This window comes from Acidobacteriota bacterium (assembly GCA_004299485.1).
Lineage (GTDB): Bacteria > Acidobacteriota > Terriglobia > Terriglobales > SCQP01 > SCQP01.
This window is the reverse complement of the sequence record SCQP01000008.1, coordinates 89,206-108,397: the sequence shown is the minus strand read 5'-3', so window position 1 is coordinate 108,397 and position 19,192 is coordinate 89,206. Positions and strand designations below refer to the sequence as shown.

Annotated in this window: 21 protein-coding genes and 2 tRNA genes; 13 read left to right on the top strand and 10 right to left on the bottom strand. The window is 65.6% G+C overall.

Going from position 1 to position 19,192, the window contains the following annotated elements; all coding sequences use genetic code 11:
* The first annotated feature begins 4 nt into the window (after positions 1-4).
* Positions 5-439 carry a nucleoside deaminase gene (locus EPN33_06875; GenBank protein TAN22812.1) on the top strand — a complete coding sequence of 145 codons (435 nt, stop codon included), beginning with the start codon at positions 5-7 and terminating at the stop codon, positions 437-439.
* Positions 440-445: 6 nt separating this feature from the next.
* On the opposite strand, the gene EPN33_06870 is transcribed toward EPN33_06875, so the two are convergent.
* The 3 genes from EPN33_06870 to EPN33_06860 all read right to left on the bottom strand — a co-directional run bounded on the left by EPN33_06870 (position 446) and on the right by EPN33_06860 (position 2,613).
* The gene (locus EPN33_06870; protein TAN22653.1) at positions 446-1,261 is read right to left on the bottom strand and encodes a hypothetical protein; all 816 of its coding nucleotides are present in this window, start codon (positions 1,259-1,261) and stop codon (positions 446-448) included.
* Positions 1,262-1,918: 657 nt separating this feature from the next.
* Positions 1,919-2,335 carry a type II toxin-antitoxin system VapC family toxin gene (locus EPN33_06865; protein ID TAN22652.1) on the bottom strand — a complete coding sequence of 139 codons (417 nt, stop codon included), beginning with the start codon at positions 2,333-2,335 and terminating at the stop codon, positions 1,919-1,921.
* A complete protein-coding gene (locus tag EPN33_06860; protein TAN22651.1) occupies positions 2,332-2,613 on the bottom strand; it encodes a hypothetical protein in 282 nt (93 codons plus the stop codon). Before EPN33_06860 ends, EPN33_06865 begins: the two co-directional genes overlap by 4 nt.
* Positions 2,614-2,649: 36 nt before the next feature.
* Here EPN33_06860 and EPN33_06855 point away from each other — a divergent pair.
* The 3 genes from EPN33_06855 (at position 2,650) to EPN33_06845 (ending at position 4,554) form a co-directional block, all read left to right on the top strand.
* Positions 2,650-2,739, top strand: a tRNA-Ser gene (locus EPN33_06855).
* A 10-nt stretch (positions 2,740-2,749) separates the two neighbouring features.
* Positions 2,750-3,793, top strand: a complete 1,044-nt coding sequence (locus tag EPN33_06850; protein ID TAN22650.1) for an ABC transporter ATP-binding protein — start codon at positions 2,750-2,752, stop codon at positions 3,791-3,793.
* Positions 3,784-4,554: a hypothetical protein gene (locus tag EPN33_06845; GenBank protein ID TAN22649.1), complete on the top strand. Its 771-nt coding sequence runs from the start codon at positions 3,784-3,786 to the stop codon at positions 4,552-4,554. The genes EPN33_06850 and EPN33_06845 overlap by 10 nt, the downstream gene beginning before the upstream one ends.
* Here EPN33_06845 and EPN33_06840 read toward each other — a convergent pair.
* Positions 4,551-5,864, bottom strand: coding sequence for a carbohydrate porin (locus EPN33_06840; protein ID TAN22648.1), 1,314 nt, complete (start codon positions 5,862-5,864; stop codon positions 4,551-4,553). The genes EPN33_06845 and EPN33_06840 overlap by 4 nt on opposite strands.
* Here EPN33_06840 and EPN33_06835 point away from each other — a divergent pair.
* From EPN33_06835 to EPN33_06825, 3 genes are all read left to right on the top strand, one after another.
* Positions 5,636-7,393: a PLP-dependent aminotransferase family protein gene (locus EPN33_06835; GenBank protein TAN22647.1), complete on the top strand. Its 1,758-nt coding sequence runs from the start codon at positions 5,636-5,638 to the stop codon at positions 7,391-7,393. The genes EPN33_06840 and EPN33_06835 overlap by 229 nt on opposite strands.
* Positions 7,394-7,831: 438 nt before the next feature.
* Positions 7,832-8,068 carry a hypothetical protein gene (locus tag EPN33_06830; protein ID TAN22646.1) on the top strand — a complete coding sequence of 79 codons (237 nt, stop codon included), beginning with the start codon at positions 7,832-7,834 and terminating at the stop codon, positions 8,066-8,068.
* Positions 8,069-8,105: 37 nt separating this feature from the next.
* Entirely contained in the window at positions 8,106-8,291 is a 186-nt protein-coding gene (locus tag EPN33_06825) for a hypothetical protein (protein TAN22645.1), read from the top strand.
* Between the two features lie 137 nt (positions 8,292-8,428).
* Here EPN33_06825 and EPN33_06820 read toward each other — a convergent pair whose 3' ends face one another.
* Genes EPN33_06820 through EPN33_06805 form a run of 4 tightly spaced genes read right to left on the bottom strand, consistent with a single transcriptional unit; the run spans position 8,429 to position 13,859 of the window.
* On the bottom strand, positions 8,429-8,992 hold the full coding sequence (locus EPN33_06820) for a hypothetical protein (GenBank protein ID TAN22644.1): 564 nt from the start codon (positions 8,990-8,992) through the stop codon (positions 8,429-8,431).
* 1 nt (position 8,993) lies between these two features.
* A complete protein-coding gene (locus EPN33_06815; protein ID TAN22643.1) occupies positions 8,994-9,782 on the bottom strand; it encodes a hypothetical protein in 789 nt (262 codons plus the stop codon).
* Positions 9,779-13,168 (bottom strand): CHAT domain-containing protein, encoded by a 3,390-nt coding sequence (locus tag EPN33_06810; GenBank protein ID TAN22642.1) that lies wholly within the window; start codon positions 13,166-13,168, stop codon positions 9,779-9,781. The genes EPN33_06815 and EPN33_06810 overlap by 4 nt, the downstream gene beginning before the upstream one ends.
* 52 nt (positions 13,169-13,220) lie before the next feature.
* Positions 13,221-13,859 carry a sigma-70 family RNA polymerase sigma factor gene (locus tag EPN33_06805; protein TAN22641.1) on the bottom strand — a complete coding sequence of 213 codons (639 nt, stop codon included), beginning with the start codon at positions 13,857-13,859 and terminating at the stop codon, positions 13,221-13,223.
* A gap of 88 nt (positions 13,860-13,947) precedes the next feature.
* Here EPN33_06805 and EPN33_06800 point away from each other — a divergent pair, with 88 nt between their 5' ends.
* From EPN33_06800 to EPN33_06790, 3 genes are all read left to right on the top strand, one after another.
* On the top strand, positions 13,948-14,850 hold the full coding sequence (locus tag EPN33_06800; protein TAN22640.1) for a hypothetical protein: 903 nt from the start codon (positions 13,948-13,950) through the stop codon (positions 14,848-14,850).
* Between the two features lie 82 nt (positions 14,851-14,932).
* Entirely contained in the window at positions 14,933-15,469 is a 537-nt protein-coding gene (locus EPN33_06795) for an RNA polymerase sigma factor (protein ID TAN22639.1), read from the top strand.
* Positions 15,453-15,827: a hypothetical protein gene (locus EPN33_06790; GenBank protein ID TAN22638.1), complete on the top strand. Its 375-nt coding sequence runs from the start codon at positions 15,453-15,455 to the stop codon at positions 15,825-15,827. The genes EPN33_06795 and EPN33_06790 overlap by 17 nt, the downstream gene beginning before the upstream one ends.
* Here EPN33_06790 and EPN33_06785 read toward each other — a convergent pair.
* A complete protein-coding gene (locus EPN33_06785; protein ID TAN22637.1) occupies positions 15,793-16,440 on the bottom strand; it encodes a riboflavin synthase in 648 nt (215 codons plus the stop codon). The two genes, EPN33_06790 and EPN33_06785, sit on opposite strands and share 35 nt — an antisense overlap.
* A 4-nt stretch (positions 16,441-16,444) precedes the next feature.
* Positions 16,445-17,536, bottom strand: coding sequence for a bifunctional diaminohydroxyphosphoribosylaminopyrimidine deaminase/5-amino-6-(5-phosphoribosylamino)uracil reductase RibD (ribD, locus tag EPN33_06780; protein TAN22636.1), 1,092 nt, complete (start codon positions 17,534-17,536; stop codon positions 16,445-16,447).
* Here ribD and deoC point away from each other — a divergent pair.
* The 3 genes from deoC (at position 17,508) to EPN33_06765 (ending at position 19,188) form a co-directional block, all read left to right on the top strand.
* Positions 17,508-18,302 (top strand): deoxyribose-phosphate aldolase, encoded by a 795-nt coding sequence (deoC, locus tag EPN33_06775; GenBank protein ID TAN22635.1) that lies wholly within the window; start codon positions 17,508-17,510, stop codon positions 18,300-18,302. The two genes, ribD and deoC, sit on opposite strands and share 29 nt — an antisense overlap.
* Positions 18,303-18,311: 9 nt before the next feature.
* Positions 18,312-18,386: transfer RNA gene (locus EPN33_06770), tRNA-Gly, on the top strand.
* A 232-nt stretch (positions 18,387-18,618) separates the two neighbouring features.
* A complete protein-coding gene (locus EPN33_06765) occupies positions 18,619-19,188 on the top strand; it encodes a hypothetical protein (protein ID TAN22634.1) in 570 nt (189 codons plus the stop codon).
* The last annotated feature ends 4 nt before the right edge of the window (positions 19,189-19,192 follow it).

Genomic DNA, 19,192 nt, shown 5'->3' with positions numbered 1-19,192 from the left:
CTGGATGACGGAGGCGTTGAAGCTCGCCCGCGCCGCCGAGCTCGCCGGCGAAGTCCCGGTCGGCGCCATTGTCGTCTCCGAGGGTGGCGTCATCCTTGGACGCGGCTACAACCGCACCCTCCTCGACGTCGATCCCACCGCCCACGCCGAACTCGTCGCCCTGCGCGAAGCCGCCTGGCGCGCCGGCAACCATCGCCTCAACGGCGCGACTGTCTACGTCACCATCGAACCCTGCGTCATGTGCGTCGGCGCCCTCATCCAGGCCCGCATCGCCCGCCTCGTCTACGGCGCCCCCGAACCCAAATCCGGCGCCCTCCACTCCCACCCCTCCCTCGCCGCCCACCCCGCCCTCAACCACACCTTCGCCGTCACCTCCGGCCTCCTCGCCGCCGACTGCGCCGCCCTCGTCCAGGAATTCTTCCAGAAGCGCCGTTGCTGAGCTGGTTCAGTTGCTTCCCGCGAATGGGTTCGCCGCGCAGCCAAGAATCTCGCTCAGGAGCGTATCTGCTTCCGGTAGCGGCCGCCCCATGCGTGCCAGTAGGTTCTGAATCTGCCCCGGCCCGATAATCGGAATTTCGTGATCCGCTGCGTCAGTAACCTCAGCACCGACAGGCTCAGTCGCGCTAAAGATGACACCGCGGACCTCAACTCCGCGCCCGATCCCTTGGCTCCCCAGATGCTTGGAAAGCTCCTGAACTCGGACTGCCAGGTTTGAGATCTTCTTCATCGGCTGCTCGATCGTGCACTCGACCAGTACAACCCGGGCTGTACCGCTGTCGTGGATAATAACCGCGTCCGGCCGTGACTGCCTCGCACCTGTCTTCTCCGCATACGAGATGACGCTGAACCCAAGGCTCGCCAGCAGCCTCACCACGCCGCGCTCAAAGTTATGCTGCCGGCCATCCCGGTTCGGCGCCGCCGCAAGTGCGTCGCGAAGCCAGCCATGGCCTTCATCGAAGTATCCGTTCACTGCGGCGCCCAAATTGCCGGAACCGCGCCATCGCTGCACTTCCAACGAATCGACGGTTACGCCCTCCGCAGTGATGTGTACCGTCGCAAATGAGGTGCCATCGGGCCACCGCATTTCAGCGCCGAACCCCCCGGCGCTGCCGTTCGAAAGGATAAGCGATTGGGATACGTTGTTATCGAAGAACGCCGCCGCCTTTATGTTTCGCCGGAACGCCGCCGGGCACTCCACGACCACGCGGCCAGTATCCGCTACGTACCTGCCACGAATCGACAGGGGCGCAACGATCTCCATCGACGTATGCGAGCTAGCAAAAGGGAGGGGCGATATCCCCGGGGCGTGCGTGTATAGCCAGCCGTCGATTCCGTTGTACGGGGATTGGTCGCTGGCGCGCAGCTCCGCGTCCGCGCTTGCGAGCAGGTCCGCGCCTGGGAAGCTTGCGATCCGCTCGCCCCCGCACGCCAGAGCAAGCGTGTACGGCCGCCCCTCCCATCGCTCCCGCCTCTGAAACTGCCAATACGCTCCACTCGCACCCGCGAGCTGGATGGTGGTGCTGCCGACGCCGCTCAGCGTAAACCGGTTCTGTTCGCACGCCTCTTGCGCTATGTCAAGCACGCGTTCGCGGTTAATAGGCCCACATTCGAGCACGAGTTCTTGGCCGACTGGCCACAGCCTACACCGCTTCGGTTCGGCCACGCAGAGCTCGATCCGAAGTGCCAGCGCGCGGTACTCACCGGCGTGGCGAATCGCAACGCAAACGACCCTCGCATACGCCCAGAGCTCAAGAAACGGTGCAACCGCACTTTGGAAATCATCCCAAGGAGTCACACGCACATTCTCCCACGAGGCGAGCACCCTCCGCCCATCACCCTCAACTCTGGACCGGCCCTACGACCGCATTCTCCCGCCGTTACGTTGGAGGTCGCCGTGCGGAAGTGCAGACCTGCCTGGTTACAGTTCACGGAATGGGTTGAACACGCGTACGCCCGCATGCTGGAAATCACGCTCATTGCCGGTAGCGACAACCAGTCCGCACCGGCTCGCGGTTGCGGCGATGTAGCTATCCGCTAGCGGCATGGGGTGCCCGGTCAGAGCCCGCGCTCGCTCCTGCTCTGCCCAAACATGCGCCACGGCCACGTTGAAGCTATACACTCGACCCTGCAATGCCGCCAGCAGTTCGGTTAACCAAATCTGCAGCTCGCTCCGCCGCCGCCCCTCACGGCTGCGCACCCAGTAGGCGAGTTGCGCGATCACGATCGCGCTGGTGTAGCACCGCGCCCGTTCCGCTTCCATCCAGGCAATCACGCGGCTGTCACCGCTCCGCTTGGCGGGCTGGCTGAGGACATCAGTATCCAGCAGCCAATTCACAGCTTGCGATGCCTCGGCAACTCCCGGCTTCGCGGTGGAATATCATCCATGCTCACGGGACATGACTTCAGCACATCCAGCCAGTCCCGCCCGGCGGGCAGGCGGCGGAAGATCAAGGTATCCTCATCGGCATCAAAGCAGGCCTCAAACCGGTCGCCGGGCAATGCTGGCGCGAGCTCTCGCGGCACCGTCAACCGCCGTTTGGAGTCCAGTTTCAATACCATGGTGGGATTGTCCCACCAAGTCACGCCCCCGTCAAATGGCGCCCGCGCCGCCATGCTAAACTCATCTCTGGCGCAACGCACGCGCGATCCGGAGAGGTGGCCGAGTGGTTGAAGGCGCGCGCCTCGAAAGCGTGTGTACCTTAACGGGTACCGGGGGTTCGAATCCCTCCCTCTCCGCCACTCCCCCGCTATGGCCGAGCCTGCTCTCGAGGTCGACAACCTCATTAAAGTTTATGAGCGCCGCGGCAGGCCCGCTGTGCGGGCTGTCGATGGCATCAGCTTCTCCGTCCCGGGCGGCGCCATCTTCGGTCTGCTCGGTCCCAACGGCGCCGGCAAAACCACTCTGCTCAAGGTGCTGACCACTCTGCTGCGTCCGACCAGTGGTAGCGCCCGCGTCGCCGGCTTCGACGTGGCCGCGCGCCCGCTGGAAGTCCGCCGCCGCATCGCCACCGTCTTGCAGGAAACCGCGGCCGAGCTGCTCCTCAGCGTCCGCGATAACCTGCTTACTTACGCCCGCTTTCGTGGTCTTGACACCCGCGAAGCCCGCCGCCGTGCCGCCGCGGTTATGGAAAAATTCCAGCTCACGCCTTACGCCGAGCAAAAAGTGCAGGATTTGAGCGGCGGCTCCCGTCGCCGCGTGCAAGTCGCCAAAGTTTTCCTCGCCGACACGCCCGTTATCTTCCTCGACGAGTTCTCCACCGGCATGGACCCCATCCTCAAGCGCGCCATCATGGGCTACGTGCGCGAGGAAGCTGCCCGCGGCCGCACCATCATCCTCACCACCCAGATCCTGAGCGAGGCCGAGGAACTCTGCGACGACATCCTCATCATGCATCACGGCAAGCAGGCCGCCCGCGGCAGCTTGCAGGATCTCAAGCTTCTATCCGCCGGCGTCTATGAAATTTCACTCACCTTCGAGACCTTGCCGCCTGGCATCGCCGAAGCGGCTGCCGCGTTGTACCCCCTGCGCTGCGACCTCGAAGGCAACACCCTCGAAATCACCCTGAAGACCGGACTCGGCCGGGTTGGGGACCGCGGGGCCCCCGGCCCGGCCGAGTCGCAAGCGGGTGGCGTGGCGCAGCCACGCCAGGCCCCGCGCCAGTCAATGGAGGCGCAGATTCTCGATCTGGTCAGCGCGCTCGCCCGCCGCGGCCGCGTCCTCCGCGTGGAAGTCCGCGGTGCCAGCCTGGAAGACATCTTCGTCCAGCTCACGCAGGCAACCGCATGCCGGTGAGATACGGTCCCCTCGCGGCGGTGTTTTATCGAGAGAGCAAGATTCGCGCCACCAACACCACTTTCCTCTTCTTCGATCTCTTCTATCCGCTTCTCTACCTGCTCGTCTTCGGCATCGGCGTGAACGCCGCGCTCGGCGCTGCGCCCGCCCTCGGCAAGGGCGTCGATTACAATTCCTTTTTCCTCGCCGGCGTGCTCGGCATGGCCAGCCTTGGCGTCGCCGTCAACAGCTCCTGGTCGTTCTTTCTTGACCGCGACAACGGCATTTTCCTCGAAATGCTCACCTACCCCATGCGCCGTTCCGAATACCTGCTGGGCAAGGTGTTGTTCAACGTTTGCGTCGCCGTCCTCCAGGCCGCCATCACTGTCGCGGCCGGTTGCCTGCTGCTGGGCATCCATCTGCGCTGGAGCCTGCTCCCCATCCTCGCCATCGCGGTGATCGCCGGCACCGCCGGCTGGTTCTTCTTCTATGCCATCTTCGCCCTGCGCATCCGCCGCAACGACGCCTTCAACAGTCTCGTCAACGCCTCCTATTTCGTGCTGATGTTCGTCAGCTCCATGTTCTATCCGCTCGCGCCGCTGCCCCGCTGGCTGCGCCTCACCGCCCGCGCCAACCCTGTCACCTGGCAGGTGGATGTGCTCCGCTACGGTTCCATCGGCCTCGGCACGCCCTCGCGCCTCGCTCTCGAAGCCCTCGCCTTCGTCATCTTCGCCCTCGCCTGCTTCGCCCTCGCCGTCCGCAGTCTCCGCGACCAGGGCTAAAACGTGTGTTGCATGCGAATGGAATAGAGCCAGGCGTTCGGTGTCGCCCTGCCTCCGGGATGCTGCCAATACTCCACATCCGGCTGCACCGTCAGACAGCTCGAGACGTAAATCTGGTAGTACGCCTCAAACTCATTTTCAAACCCGTGCAGAAATCCGCCCTGCGGTGATAGCGAGCCGTCGCTGAACGCAAACCCGATCTCGTCGTGCGGCCGTGCGTCGAACGCCCCCGTCCATACCACTCCCGCGCCCGCGTGCCGGTCGATCGCCGCCACCGTCGGCGGTGCGCTGCCAAGCTGCAAAAACGCGCCCAGCCCCCGGTCCGGCGCCTTCGCCGGATGCCACAGCTTCTGCCCCGCCACCAGATACGCGCCCGTCGCGCCAGGCACCACGCTGCCCACCGGCCCGGCCAACGGCTGGAAGCTCCCCGTGTCATGCCACGCACCCACCTGCAGGCTGAACGGCAGCCCACGCCACGGATGCTGCCAACCCTCTTCGGTCACCCACAAGTCCCCGCCCGGATCGTACGGCAGCTCCGCGCTGTGGTCGTTGAACACGCCCGCCGATACATACACGCCTTTCACCGGGTAAAAAAACGCGCTCCCGCCAAACGATCCCCTGGGATACGTGGGCAGCACGAACGTGCTGATCGTGGCATCCGAGGAGAAATTCAGCGAAATGAAATTGTCCCCGTAGGGCACGGTGAAAAACTGCTCGTCCACATACATCAGCCCCACCTGCAGTTGCAGCTTCTGCCCCCACAGCATCTGCCGGTACCAGGCGCGGTCAATCTCGGTAAACGAGTGCGCGTCCATATTGTCCGGATCCTGAATCGCCGGTACGTACTGACTCACGATATTCGGTCCGCTGTGCGTCTGCATATCCACCAGCAGCGTTCCGCCCGCCCACCCCGCCAGCTTCTGCGTATCAAACGTGGCAGACAGGTCCAGCAGATACTGCCCGTCGAAGGCCCGCGCCGGACTCAGTCCGCCGCCCAGCGTCGCGCCATCGAGCTGCAGCCAGCCTTCAAAATCAATGCCGCGCTTGGCGAACCCCGTCTCCGGGCCGAAGACCTTCTTGCATGCTGCAGGACATAAGCAGTCTCCCGCGGGTTGCACGCGGGGGCCGGGCTGGGGCTCCCGGGGCCCCCAGCCCGGCCGAGCGTCAAGCGGGTGGTGTGGCGCAGCCACGCCAGGCCCCGCGCCAGTCAATGCTGCCGCTTGCGCCCGCGCGCGCGCCGGCCCGAGCAGCAATCCAGGAAGGCAGACACAGAGGCATAATAGGCGCGGGCACCGTACGGGCATGTTCATCTATTTTAAGAAACCACCCGCCCCATTCCTGCCTCTCACCCATGTTTCCTAGTTCTATGCCCGCCGCCGACGGTATCCTCCCGCTGATTCCCCTCGATCGCCGTTCGCCGCGCCCTCTGCATCAACAGATTTGTGCGGCCCTGCGCGCCGCCATTGGGCGCGGCGATCTGCGTCCAGGCCAGCGCATTCCCTCCAGCCGCGAACTGGCAGCTACGCTCCATCTATCGCGCATGCCGGTCACGACCGCCTACGCGCAGCTCACCGCCGAAGGCTATCTGGAAGGCCGTGCCGGCGCCGGCACCTGCATCGCCCGCGCCCTGAGCGAGTTGGCGCCGCGCACCGCCGCCGCCGCCAAACTCGCGCCGGGCTCTGCATCCCCTCCGCGTCCCCTCGCGCGCCGCATGGCGCTACTGCCGCCCTACGAGCGCCTTCCCTGGTACGTCTGGGGCGCCTTTGGCGTTCACCAGCCCGCGCTCGACCAGTTCCCCTTCGTGCTCTGGGCGCGCCTCATTCAGCGTCACGCCCGCAATCCTCAGGCGCACGCGCTGCACCGTATGCGCCCGGAGGGTTCGGCGCGTTTGCGTGAAGCCATCTGTTCTTACTTGCGCACTGCCCGCGCGGTGCGCTGTCAGCCCGAACAAATTCTAATTACCTCCGGATCCCAGCAGGCCGTGGATTTGTGCGTGCGTGTGCTTTGCGATCCGGGCTCGCCGGTCTGGTTCGAAGAACCAGGTTATTGGCTCGCGCGCCAGGCCTTCCTCGCCGGCGGCGCGCGTCTGGTGCCCGTGCCCGTCGATGCCGAAGGCCTCAGCGTCGCCGCTGGACGCCGCCTCGCTCCCCGCGCCCGCCTCGCCTACGTCACCCCCTCGCATCAGTACCCCCTCGGTTCCACCATGAGCGCCGCGCGCCGTTTCGAGCTCCTGCGCTGGGCCGCGCAGGCGGGTGCCTGGATCATCGAGGACGACTACGACGGCGAGTACCGTTTTTCCACCCCTCCCGTCGCCTCCCTGCAGGGTCTCGACAATCAGCAGCGGGTCCTCTATATCGGCACCTTCAGCAAAGTCCTTTTCCCCAGCTTGCGCGCCGGCTATTTGGTCGTTCCCCCGGATTTGGTTTCCGCTTTCGCGGCCGCCCGCTACGCTGCCGACATTTCTCCCTCCTTCCTCACGCAGGAAGTGCTCGCCGACTTTCTCGCCGAAGGCCATTTTGCCCGTCACATTCAGCGCATGCGCCGCCACTACGCGCAAAAACAGGAGATGCTGCTGGCGCTGCTTCGCCCCGCGCTTGGCCCCGCCTGGGAAATTCACGGCGCCGGCGCCGGCATGCACATCACCCTCACCACCTCCCGCCGCTGCAACGATGTTGCCATCGCCACCCGCGCCGCCCACCAAAAGCTTTCCCTCTGGCCGCTGTCTCCGGCCTACTTTGCTTCCAAGCCCCGCTCCGGTTTCATTCTCGGCTTCGGCAGCATCGCGCCCGCGGAACTCCCCGCCGCCGTCCGCCGTCTCATCGCTCAGCTTCCTTTCTAAGTTGGCTATGGCAATCTGTCAGCGAGTGGCTATTGCTCCAGGCGATTGCCTGGGCGAAAGTGACGGTACAAAGTAACGTCGCGGACGGAGCGGAACTTCTCGCGAGGCAGGCTGCTCCGCCCGCGTTGTTTCCAGCGGAGGTCTACTGTGTGGAGACCGCGTGCCATTACCGCGGCGGTGGGATTATTGGCTGTCTGCGCCCTCGGAGAAGTTTCCCAGCCGCCGCTTCAGGTTCCCGAACCCAATACTCATGTTGTCTACGTCTGCGCGTGCCTGGGCAAAAGTTCCTGTTCCTGCATGAGCGAGGCCATGACTAAAGGTCCTTGCGCCTGCGGTACGAGCGGTGGTCCGCCGATGAAAGCTGTCCTCGCCAACAGCGCCTGGGCCCGTCACAACCGCCAGGTCCTGGCCGGTGCGGACTCCCGGTAATCGCTTTCTTTGTCTGGCATGCCGGCCAGCGGCTGCACCACGCTGGTGCAGCAGTACAACGACGGCATGGCAGCCCCCAAAAAAGTCGGCGGGGTGCGAGCCGAGGCCGAGGCAGAACGTGCGCTGCGCGTCTCGCATCGCCGGTTCTTAAGCGCAGCCACCGACACCGAGCGAGCTGTGGCCGGCCGTGATCTGATTCAAGCGGTGTTCGGAGAGCAGGCGGTTGCCGAAAATCAAGTTCGCTGATCTTCCGAGGCCGGTCTGCGAACATCTGCTGCAGCGGGTGCAACAGCGGGAAGCCACGCTGGAAGATTTGCAACGCCTGCGTCAATGGGTAGCGAGCGGCCCACTTGCTCCCGACGGCCCTCGGCACAAGGATTTCGGTTCGTTCAAGCTCTGCAGTAATGGTGAATACCCGCTCACCGTGCTTGCGCCCGGGATGGCCGCCTTCGGTCTCGAGATCGACTGAACACCGGCTCCCACCCGTGCCCCGGCAGCCGGGCAACCGTTGAACTGCAGCGGCGCCCGCTACCGGCGACTCAGAGTGGTGTGCTGTCACCTCTGTTGTTTTCTGTATCGTAGGCGCGGGAGAAATCCCTGCAACTCTCACCAACACGCGGCGGAAAGTTGCGCCTCGGCCGCGATCCCAGTCCGCCAGGTCGGCCTCGCCGCGATCATGGCGTAAACCCTATTGCGGTTGGCGACGGGCGCCGCGCTCAGGCGCGCCAGTTCCTCTGCCTCGAGCAATCGCACTTCGACGATGGCCGCCGCGGTCCGCAGTTCCGTGCTCGGTTCAGTTCCTACGACCACTAAGCTTCGCACCGGGATCGCAGTCAGACCGCAGGCGCGCAAGAACGCGCGCAATCGCGCCGCCTGGTGTACCACCCGGCCGATTTCCTCTTCTGGCTGCCCCGACGCCGCTCCGAACACCACCACCGCTCCGGGATCCGGGTCTGGAGCCGTAAAAAGGTATACCTGCGCATCGCCCACGTAATCCCAACCGAGCCGGCTCAGTAGCAGCGCCACCGACGCCCGGAACCGCTGCGCCCCGACATCGCATCTCGCAGACCCCGCACGGGCGGGGAAAAGCTCGCGCCAGATCGCCTCCCGCTCCAAGAACTCGCTTACCGGCGCGACGAGCGAATGCCCAAATTCCGCCTTCGCTGCCATCTCAGGAGTAAATGACAATGTTGCCGCCGCAGGTAAACGGTGGATCTTGGCGCAGCACGGGGGCCAAATCCTGCAAGTCGGCATCAATGAGCGGCGCCGGCGCCGGCGCTACGGTGTGCGGCCCACCGGCATCCTTCAGCGCCACATCGATTCCGAACACTCGCGTCATGCAGGTGAAATGGCTTGCGCACATGTCGTCGCGCATGGGCGTGACGCCCGCATACTGCGCATACAAATGCAGCTTGCGGCAACCGCCGCCCGGCGGATTGGCCGGACTCCACGGCTTGTGCGCTCCCGGAAACTGCAGCTCAATGTCTGCGGCCGCCGGGTAATGCAACGCAATGCAGTGCGGAAACGTCGTGCCTTGCACGGCCGCGCCGTCCCGGCCATTGAAGCCCACCCAGGCGTTGGCACTACCATCGGCGCAGACCGCGTGACCCAGCAAGCACGTCCCAAAGCTAGGCAACCGGACGCGCAAATACGCCAGGTCTGAGATGCACGCGGTCCGTCGGATATGCGCCTCCGGCGGATTGGGCGGGAACGCCGTTGTCGCTGCGGCTTGCAGCGAGGTCAGCCGCAATTCATACCCGCCCGCCGGCAGCGCCGGCAGCACATTGTTCTCATAAACGTTCTGATCCTCGCGGTAGGCATAGGTATGCGGCATGCCGCCGCCTATGATCGCCGGAGTCGCCGCAGTCACGCTGCCGTCGCGTGAATTGACCAGCACGCCCCAGGGGCCGTGCAGAATCAGGCAAAAATCTTGTTGTGGCAATGAGGGTATCGGTTTCATCGGTACTCCGTGCTGAATAAGCCAAAACTGGCCCAGTAGTAGGGAGCGGCGCGCCCCGGCCGGCGGCGCGCCGTGACCTCCGCCATCTGTAACGCGCGCGCTGGAGATTTTCCTGCAAGCAGCGCCGAATAAAATGCCCGGTCAAGCTGCGCCGTGCTTTCTGAATCCACCGGCCACAGGCTCGCCGCCACGTTCGCCACGCCCGCCCGCAGCAGCGCCCGCACCAGTGTGGTCGCATCCATCGCCCCCGCCGCGCCCGGCGCCGTCGTGCAGGCCGCCAGCACCGCCAGCCGGCAGCGCTGCAATCCGCGGCGCGGAATCTGCTCTGGTCCGAGCATCCCCGGGCCGCTTCCCGCCAGCACCAGCCTCACCTCGCCCGCCATCTCCTCAGCGTGGCCGGCAAAATGAAACACCTCCGCCTGCCGCAGTCCCTGCACCACCGCCGCCGGCGTCGCCTGCGGTCCTTCCAGCACCTGGGCATGATGAAACTGCGCTGCAATCGCACTCGCCTCTTCCGCCGCCTCGGGCAGCGGTGCGTAGCTGTTTCCGCTGGCCGGATCCGCTACCGCCAGCAGCCGGCTCCCGGTCGTGACCGCTGGCCCAGTTCCCGCCCAACCTGCGTAGGCCAGTCCGGGTGCGTATTCCAGTGCAAAGCGCTCGCCCAGCCAGGTTCCTTGCCCATCGCGCAGCGCCGCAAACGGCAGCGGCCCCATCGTCGGGTCCGCCTCGATCACCAGCGTCCGCGCCGGGTCTAGATCTTTCGCCACCGGCGCAATCAGCCAGCTATACAATTGCTCCGCCTCTGCATCCAGCTCCCGCGCATCCGGCGCCGGGTTCGCGCACGCCACCGCAAACTTCCGCACCCGCTCCTGCAGCGCTTTGGCCGCAATCGGAGTTTGCCGCATCTCGATGCCCTGGTCATCAAACCGCCAGATCACTACTTCTTTCGGCAGCACCGCGTAGCTGATCACCTGCACCGTGCGCAAACGCGCCAGCCCCGGAGCAAGCTCCACGCCTTCAGGCGGCGCCGGCACGCCCGCCGCGTTCAAGTTCGCCAGCTCCCGGCTCGGTGCCGCCGGCCATGCGCCAGCGACCACTGCGCCCCGGCTGGCTTCCCACGCTGCCAGCATCTGCTGCGCTGGCGCCTTCTGCGCCAGCATCACCTGCAACAGCCCCCGGTACGGCGCATCGTTCGCTTCGCGCCACGCCAGCCGGTTGCGGTCGCGCTGCATCTCCGTCAGATAAATGTGGTTGATCCAGATGGCCGCCTGAAACGCCTGTTTCGCCGGCTCGTACTTTTTCTGCGCCAGCGCGATCTGCCCGCGCAGCTCGAAATAGGGCAGAGCGCGGTTCTTCAGGTTCTCTACGGCCGGCTGCTCGCGCTTGTACGCGCGCAGCCGCGCTGCTGCCAGCTTCAGTTTCCCTTGCCGCAATCCCGCCCGCGCCAGCTCCAGGTCATTGATGGCCATGAAGTTCCGCGTCGCCGGCGTGGCTGGCAGCGTGGCATAGAGCTGGTCCGCCTTCTGGATTTCCTTCTCCGCCCCGCCCACCTGCCCGCACTCGGTCAGGTACACCGCCAACTGCCGCCGCGCGATGGCCTGAAACGAGCGCTCGGGCAGCAGGCTCACTTGCGCGACCGCTGCCCGCGCAAAGTCCCTCGCCGCGTGCGGCCGCTGCATCTGCGCCGACCGCAGCGCCAACGTCATATAAAGCTGATACCCCCACATCGGCGACACCGGCTCGGCCCAGAATTCCCGTAACGTCTCCAGGTGCTGCCGCCACAATACTGGCGAGCCCGGCGCTAGCGGTGCCGCCGCTAGAAATGCCTCCGCCCGCATCGTGACTCCGGGATATCGGGCCGTGCGTGCAATCGCCAATGCGCGCCTCACATCCACATCCTGCCCCGCCACATCTCCCGCCAGCACTTTGCAGTTGGACTGGTCGAGCAATGCCTGCGCTTCCATCCACCGATACTGCCCCTGCGCGCTCGTTGAAATTACGGCGCCGGATTGCTGGAGGCACGCCGCCGCATGTTCCTCCCGTGCCTGCGCGTAAACCCACTCCAATTCCGCTTGCCAGTATCCGGGCAACGAATACCCCTCAGGAGATAAAAAATCGCGGCGCGCCGCTTGCGCTGCCGCCGCCGCTTCTCCGGGTTTACCGGAATCATTCGCCGTCTCCGCTCGCCCCAGCTCCGCCACGCCGGCTCCGAACTCCGGCCCTGCTCTCGCGCCTGCGGTTACCAGCAGCTCCTCCAGCCACCGGTCCCCATGCCGCTGCTGCAATCGCGCCGCCAGCGCTTGCACCGCGGCACGTGCCGGCCCGCGGGCGGCGCCGGTTCCAGAAAATGCATCTGGCAGCCATTGCTCCAGCGCCTGCCGCAGATAGGCTTCATCCTGGCCCGTCAGTGCCGGGCTGCCCCGCGCTGCCGCCTCGACAAACTGCCTCGGCGGCAACAGCGGACGCATCTCCGTCTTGTCATGCGTCGCCAGTAACGCCTCGTCCTTTTGTAAATGCTGCCGTGCCGCCTCCGCCCACGCTCCGGTGCTCTCCACCCGCAAATACGCGCGCCAGTCGCTCACCGCCAGCGAGTACAGCCGCAGCCGCTCCGCCGTCAGCGCCCGGTTGAAGCGCGCGACGCGATCGTCTGGCGCCTGCGCCAGCGCTTGTCCCAGCACCTCCAGCGCGGCGTCGTAATCGGAGCCGTTGCCCTCCGCCTCCGCTCGTTCGAAATAAGCCCCTGCTTCGTCGCTCAGCGCGTCCAGCGCATGGGGTTGCGTTTTCAGCACCGCTTGCGCATGCTGCAGCGCTTCGCTGTAGGCAAACCGCAGCAGATCGGCTCTCGCTTCCAGCTCCAGCCATTTCGTGCTCGCCGGCTCGCGCTCCAGCGCGTGCGCAATTCGATCTTCCGCTTCCAGCAGCGCCGCCGGCGCCTCGCCCTGGTTCCCGCGTGTGGTTGTCAGCGGCGCATACGCCGCGCCCGGCAGCCGCCATGCCAGCGTTCGGTTGGCGCTATAGGCGTCGGCCAGCAGCACCGCCGGGGCATGCCGCCGCTGGTAAACGCTATAGAGCAGCGCCGCACTAAGGATCACAATGGCCGCGACCGCCCACGGCGCCACCTTCAAGCCCCAGCCGCGCTTCTCCCGCGCCTCTGCCGGCTCGATCCCCAAATCCTCAATCGCCGCCCGCAGCCGCGCGCCGCATGCCCGGCACTCCGCCGCGTGCGCCAGCGCGCGCCGCGCCTCGTTGGGCGGCTGACTCCCGGCCGCGACCTCATACCAATCTTCTGCCGGAGGACATGCATGTTGGGGCGCATGCAGTCCCCCGGTCCCGGCGCCAGGTCGCCGTAGCAGACGGCCAAGTTGTGCCTTGCTACCTACCGGCATCCGGCGCCTCTTCCTTCTCTATCGCAATCCATCCCCGCTATCCTTTGCGCCCTCATTTCGCTCCTGCTCCCACAGCCTTCGGCTTCAGCACCTCTCCCTGGATCAGCCGTATCATCCGCCCCAGCGCGCTTTCTACCCCTTTGGCGCTCAACTCCAGCGCCGGTATCGACGCAATCGCCTGTGCCGTCATCCCCAGCCGGTAATGAAGTTGAAAAATCAATAGGTTGCGGTCCACCCCCCCGACGCGGCTCAGCCGCTGCAACGCGCTCTCGACCTCGCTCAACAAGAGCTGCTGTTCCGCCCCTCCGTTGCCGCTCGCCGCCGGCTCGGCCCAGTCGTACAACGGCAATTCCTCCACGCCCCCGCCGCGCTTCTGGGCCGCAATCCCGCGAAAATGGTCATGCGTCACCGCGGCCGCAATCGCCTTTAGATACCGTAGCCCCGAGCCTTCCCCGCGCGCTTCAAACCGGCTCAGCGCCGGCGTCGCCACCAGCCGCGCATAGACCTCCTGCACCATATCTTCGGCCACACTGAGGTCCCGGTTGCCCCACCGCCGCGCTACGCGCCCGCAGACTGCCGCCAGTTCCTTCCGCGTACGTTGCGCCAGCGCCGCCCAGTCGTCTTCCTGCGGCGCTCCGGCGCAGCGCGACAACAGCTCCTCGAGCGATTCGCTTTCGTTCCTGGCTTGCATCCAACCCTGCCCCGCGGGTGTATGATCCGCGCCATTGTACCTCAGCCACTACACAATCGAGGGGTCAAATCTGTGATGTAATCAAGGCATGCAGAAACTTGCTCCGCTTTCCGCCGGGCTCGTGCTGGCTCTCGCCGCTGGCCTGTGCGCTCAATCCACCCCCAAACCGGCCGCCCACAGCACTGATCCGATCGTCATCGCGGCCGGTCCGGAGCATATCCGCGCCAGCCAGTTCCAGGCACTCATCGATTCCGCCCCGCCTCAAAACCGCGCCGCTATGTCTGCCAACAAGCGTGCGGTTGCCGACGAGCTGGGCAAAATGCTCGCCCTCGTGGATGCCGCCCGCCAGCGCGGCCTCGACCAGCAGCCTGCCTTCAAGGCCCAGATGATGCTGGCGCGCGACAATGCCCTCGCCAAGGCCATGGTGGACAAGCTCCAAACCGAAGCCAAACCCACGGCCGCGCAGGAGCAGGCCTACTACACCGCCCACGCCTCCGAGTTCCAGCAAACCAAGCTCCGCCACATCCTGATTACCGATACCGAAACCCCTGGCGCCGGCAGCAAGCTTACCCCAGCTCAGGCGCTCGCCAAGGCCCAAAAAATCGACGCCCAACTTAAGGCGGGCGCCGACTTTGCCACGCTCGCCAAGCAAAATTCTGACGATCCCGGTTCCAAAGTTAAGGGCGGGGAACTGGGCGAAATCTCTCCCGGCCAGACCGTTCCCGAGTTCGAAACCGCGGTCAAAAAGCTCGCCGTGGGCGCCATCAGCGATCCCATCCACACCCGTTTTGGCTACCACATTGTCCAGGTCGAGTCCCGCTCCACCCAGCCCTTCGCTCAGGCGCAGCCGGAAATCGAACAGAACCTTTCGACTCAAAATGTCGAGAATGCCATCGATTCCATCGCCGCCAAGGCCCATGTGATCATCAGCAACAGCTACTTTGGCCCGGCCAAGCCCGCCCCCGCCAAACCCGGCACGCCGCATCAATAAATTCGTGAACGAACGCCGCCCAGCCCGCTCTTTATCTGGTGAGGCACAGGTGGCGACAACAGTAGCTCCGTGGGCTGCAGCCATGCCTACGGACGAGCAAAGGCATTGGGAGGCGGTCGTCTGGGCGCACGCGCGCACCCTCTACCGCATCGCTTTCGCCGCGCTGCGCAACCACCATGACGCCGAGGACGCGGTGCAGGAAACTCTGCAGCGCGCCTGGAAATACCGCCATCGCCTTGCCTACGTCGAGAGCCCCGAGGCCTGGCTCGCCCGCATTGCGTGGCGCGTCGCCAAAGCCCACCGCTCCCGCGTACACACCGTCTCGCTTGACGACGACGAATCGCCGCTCCAGCTCGCCGCCACCGGCATCGCCGCCGACGAGCTCGCCGCCGATCATCAGCTTCGCCGCCTCACCCACCAGTTGATCCAGCACTTGCCCGCCAAGCTGCGCGAGCCCCTCATCCTGTCCACCGTCGAAGAGCTCTCGGCCCGCGAAATCGGCCGCATGCTCAAAATTCCTGAGGCTTCGGTGCGCACCCGCTGCCTGCGCGCCCGCCGCCTGCTGCGCGAGAAACTCGCCGCGAAACTGGGGGAGGCCAACGTTGCCGCGCGATCTTGACCAGTTCGTGGACGGTGTTCTCGCCGATTACAGTCGCGTCGAACCCGCGCCCGGCGCCGTCGCAACCTGGATGGCCCACAGCGCCGACTCTCCTCGCCCCGCCAGCCGCTTCCTCTCGCTGCCCGCGCCCGCCTGGGCCGCCATCGCTCTGGCGCTGCTCATCCTGCTGGCCCTAAGCTGGTACCGCGCGGATGTATTTGCCCGCCAGCAGCCTCGCCTTGCCAGCGAATCCACCAGCCTGCGTGCCCTCTCGCCCAACACGCCGCTCACGCCCGAGCAGAAAAAGTTGATGCACATCCTGCTCACCAATCCCGCCGCGCTGTCTAAAATCCCTGCGCCCGCAGCGCACGTTCACTAAGCCCACTTCGCGCCGCTCGCGCGGCCAGCAACTGCTCCACATGCCGCGCAATCGGATCGGTTTCCAAGTTCATCGTCGCTCCCGCCTTCAGCCAGCGCAGATTCGTGTGCTGCCAGGTATGCGGGATGATCGCAAATCCGGCCTCGTTGCCCGTAAGCGCCGCCACCGTCAGGCTGATCCCGTCCACCGCAATCGACCCCTTCGGCACCAGCAGCGGCCGCAGTTCCGCCGGGATGCCAACCCGCATCCACCACCCACCGTCGCCCGCAAGCTTTTTGATCCCGAGCAGCTTCCCCGTCCCCTCCACATGCCCCTGCATCATGTGCCCGCCCAGCGGATCTCCCATCCGCAGCGGCAGCTCCAGATTCACCCGCGTCCCTGAGCTGTAGCCGCCCAGCGCCGTCTTCGCCAGCGTCTCTTCGCTCAAGTCGGCGGTAAATCGCCCCGCATGCTGGGCAACCATCGTCAAGCAACACCCATTGACAGCAATGCTGTCTCCCCGCCGCATCCGCTTCAGCATCGCGGTTGGCGCCCCAATCTCCATCCGCGCCCCCGCCCCCTTGCGCGCCAGCTTCTCCACCTTCCCTATCGCCTTCACAATCCCAGTAAACATGGTTCTAGTCTGCCAGATAGACTTCGATCATGAGATCCGGACCCACGCTCTCACTCGACAGTGCTCCAGTCACGCCGCGCTCGAGCTCCGCGAACCCACAGGCCAACGGCACACCGCGATCGCCCAGCAATACCGGCGCCTTAAAAAGAATCAGCTTATCGACCCAACCGCCTGCCAGCATGGCGCCATTGAGCTGCGCTCCCGCCTCGAGCAGCACCGACGTGATCTGTTCCTGCCCCAGCATGCGCAGGACAGCTTCCAGGTCCACGCGTCCGCCGCCGGCTTCCGGCAGCGCCACGGCCCGCGCTCCCGCCTTTTCCAGCGCCTTCTGCGGCTCTTCGCCTCCAGTGGCATGGCACACCAGCAAATCCTTCTGCCGCCTTGCACCCTTCAATATTTGCGCCGTCGCCGGCAGCCGCAGCCGGCTGTCCAGCACCACCCGCAGCAGCGGACGCCGTCGCGGCAGCTTGGTCCGGTCGGTGAGCAGGGGATCATCCGCCAGCACCGTCCCGATGCCGGTCATCACCGCGTCCACCTGATGCCGCAGCGTCTGCACCCGCTCCCGTGACTGCTGCGAGCTGATCCATCGCCGCCGCGGGCCGGCAATCCGCCCATCCAGACTTACCGCCACCTTGAGCGTTACAAACGGCAGCCCGGTGCGGATCCACTTACAGAAATCCTCGTTCAGCCGCCGCGCCTCGCGCCCCATGCAGTCGGTCTCGACCTTGATGCCCGCCGTCTCGAGCTGCTGCAACCCTACGCCGTTGACCTTCGGATTGGGATCGCGCAGTCCGATCACCACGCGCCCAATCCCCGCCGCAATCAGCGCCTCCGTGCACGGCGGCGTCCGGCCGGCATGGCAGCACGGCTCCAGGTTCACGTAGAGCGTTGCCCCGCGCGCCGCCTCGCCCGCCTCCGCCAGCGCCAGCACCTCGGCATGGCTTTTCTCTTCGTAGCGGTGCGTCCCGCGCCCCACGATTTGTCCCTCGCGCACAATCACCGCGCCCACGCGCGGGTTCGGCGACGCCAGTGCCGTCCCCTCTGCCGCCAATCGCAGCGCCTCACGCATGAAATCGAGATCTTCCAGCCGGTACATGCTCTTTGGGAATGCTATCATCGGCCCGATGGTCGAGCTCGCCCCGGAAGCCTACGAAGCCCTCGTCAACGACATCGTTGCCGCGGTGCGCCCCAAGTCGGACGCCGCGCCTTCCTCCGGCAGTCTTGCCGCCGCCGTCGAATCTACGCTGCTCGCCCCCGGCGCCACCGCTGAGCAAATCGACCGCCTCTGCGACGATGCCGCCGCCTGGGGCGTGGCCGCCGTTTGCGTGCCGTCCGTCTGGCTTGCGCACGCCGCCGCCCGCCTGCGTCCCACGCCCGTGCTCGTAGCAACCGTCGTCGGCTTTCCGCTCGGCAACTCGCTCGGTTCGGTCAAACTCTTCGAAGCCGCCGAGTGTCTCAAACTCGGCGCCGACGAACTCGACGTCGTCATCAACTTCGCGGCGCTCAAGTCTGGCCAGGACGCTCTCGTTCAGTCCGAGCTCGCCGCCGTCACCGCGCTCGCTCACGCCGCCGGCGCCCGCGTCAAAGCCATTCTTGAAATGGGCTTGCTTTCGCCCGCCGAACTCGGCCGCGCCGCCGCCGCCGCCCTCGCCGCCGGCGTCGATTTCCTCAAAAACGGAACTGGCTTCGGCGGCCATGGCGACGCCACGCCTGAAACCATCGCCCGCTTGCACGAACTGGCCGCCGGCCGCGCCCGCATCAAAGCTGCCGGCGGCATCCGCACTCCTGCCCAGGCCCGCGCTCTCCTCAACGCCGGCGCCGATCGCCTTGGCACCAGCACCGGCGCTGCTCTGCTATCCTGAACTCAGCGAGCGGGAGTAGTTCAGCGGTAGAACGTCAGCTTCCCAAGCTGAATGTCGCGGGTTCGATCCCCGTCTCCCGCTCCAGTGCAACTGATTGAGCCGCACGCGCAGCGCGAGCACGCCGGGGAGGATGGGTTCCGGGCTCTGACGAAGTGACCAGGGCAAAAAGTGGCGAGCCACCCACCCCTCCTTTGAAGTTCAAGCACGAGAAGAGCGCCACGCAGGGCGCATCAAGCTAGCAAACGGCCTCCCACCGCTCCCCTTGCTATACTGTGGACACAGGTTGTCCACTCGCAAGTAGTCTCGGAGGTGTCATCTGAAGCTCACTCGTTCTGCAGTTTTGTCCACTCTGCTCCTTGTGGTCTGCCTGTTCCTGCTCCCTTCGGCCCGTGCTCAGTCGCTGGATGTGTTTGGCGGTCTCAACGCCCTCACGGCCAAGCAAGCCGTGCAAAACTTCCCCAAACTCGGCGGCGGCTTATTTCCTAGTGCCGGTGTCGATCTGTTCCTGGGTCCCGTCGGCGTTGGTGCTGAAGTCGCCTTCCGCGCCACCCAAAACTCTTCCGGACTCCGGCCCACGTACTACGATTTCAACGTCCTTCTGGACCCGATTCACATCAGCCGTTCCCTTATCCCTGTGCTCATGCTCGGGTTGGGTTCGCAAAATATTCAGGGCTTCCAGAACCTCACCACTTGCGGCAGTCTGTCCAACTGTGCTCAATTCGCCGGCAATCACCTGTCGGCCCATGTTGGCGTCGGCCTCAAATTCTACGTCACCGAGCATATTTTCCTGCGCCCCGAGGCGCATTTCTATTTCATCCACAACAACACGCCCTATCCCAACGCCCAGCGCTGGGGCGTGTCGTTGGGCTACACGTTTGGGTCTTAGTTAG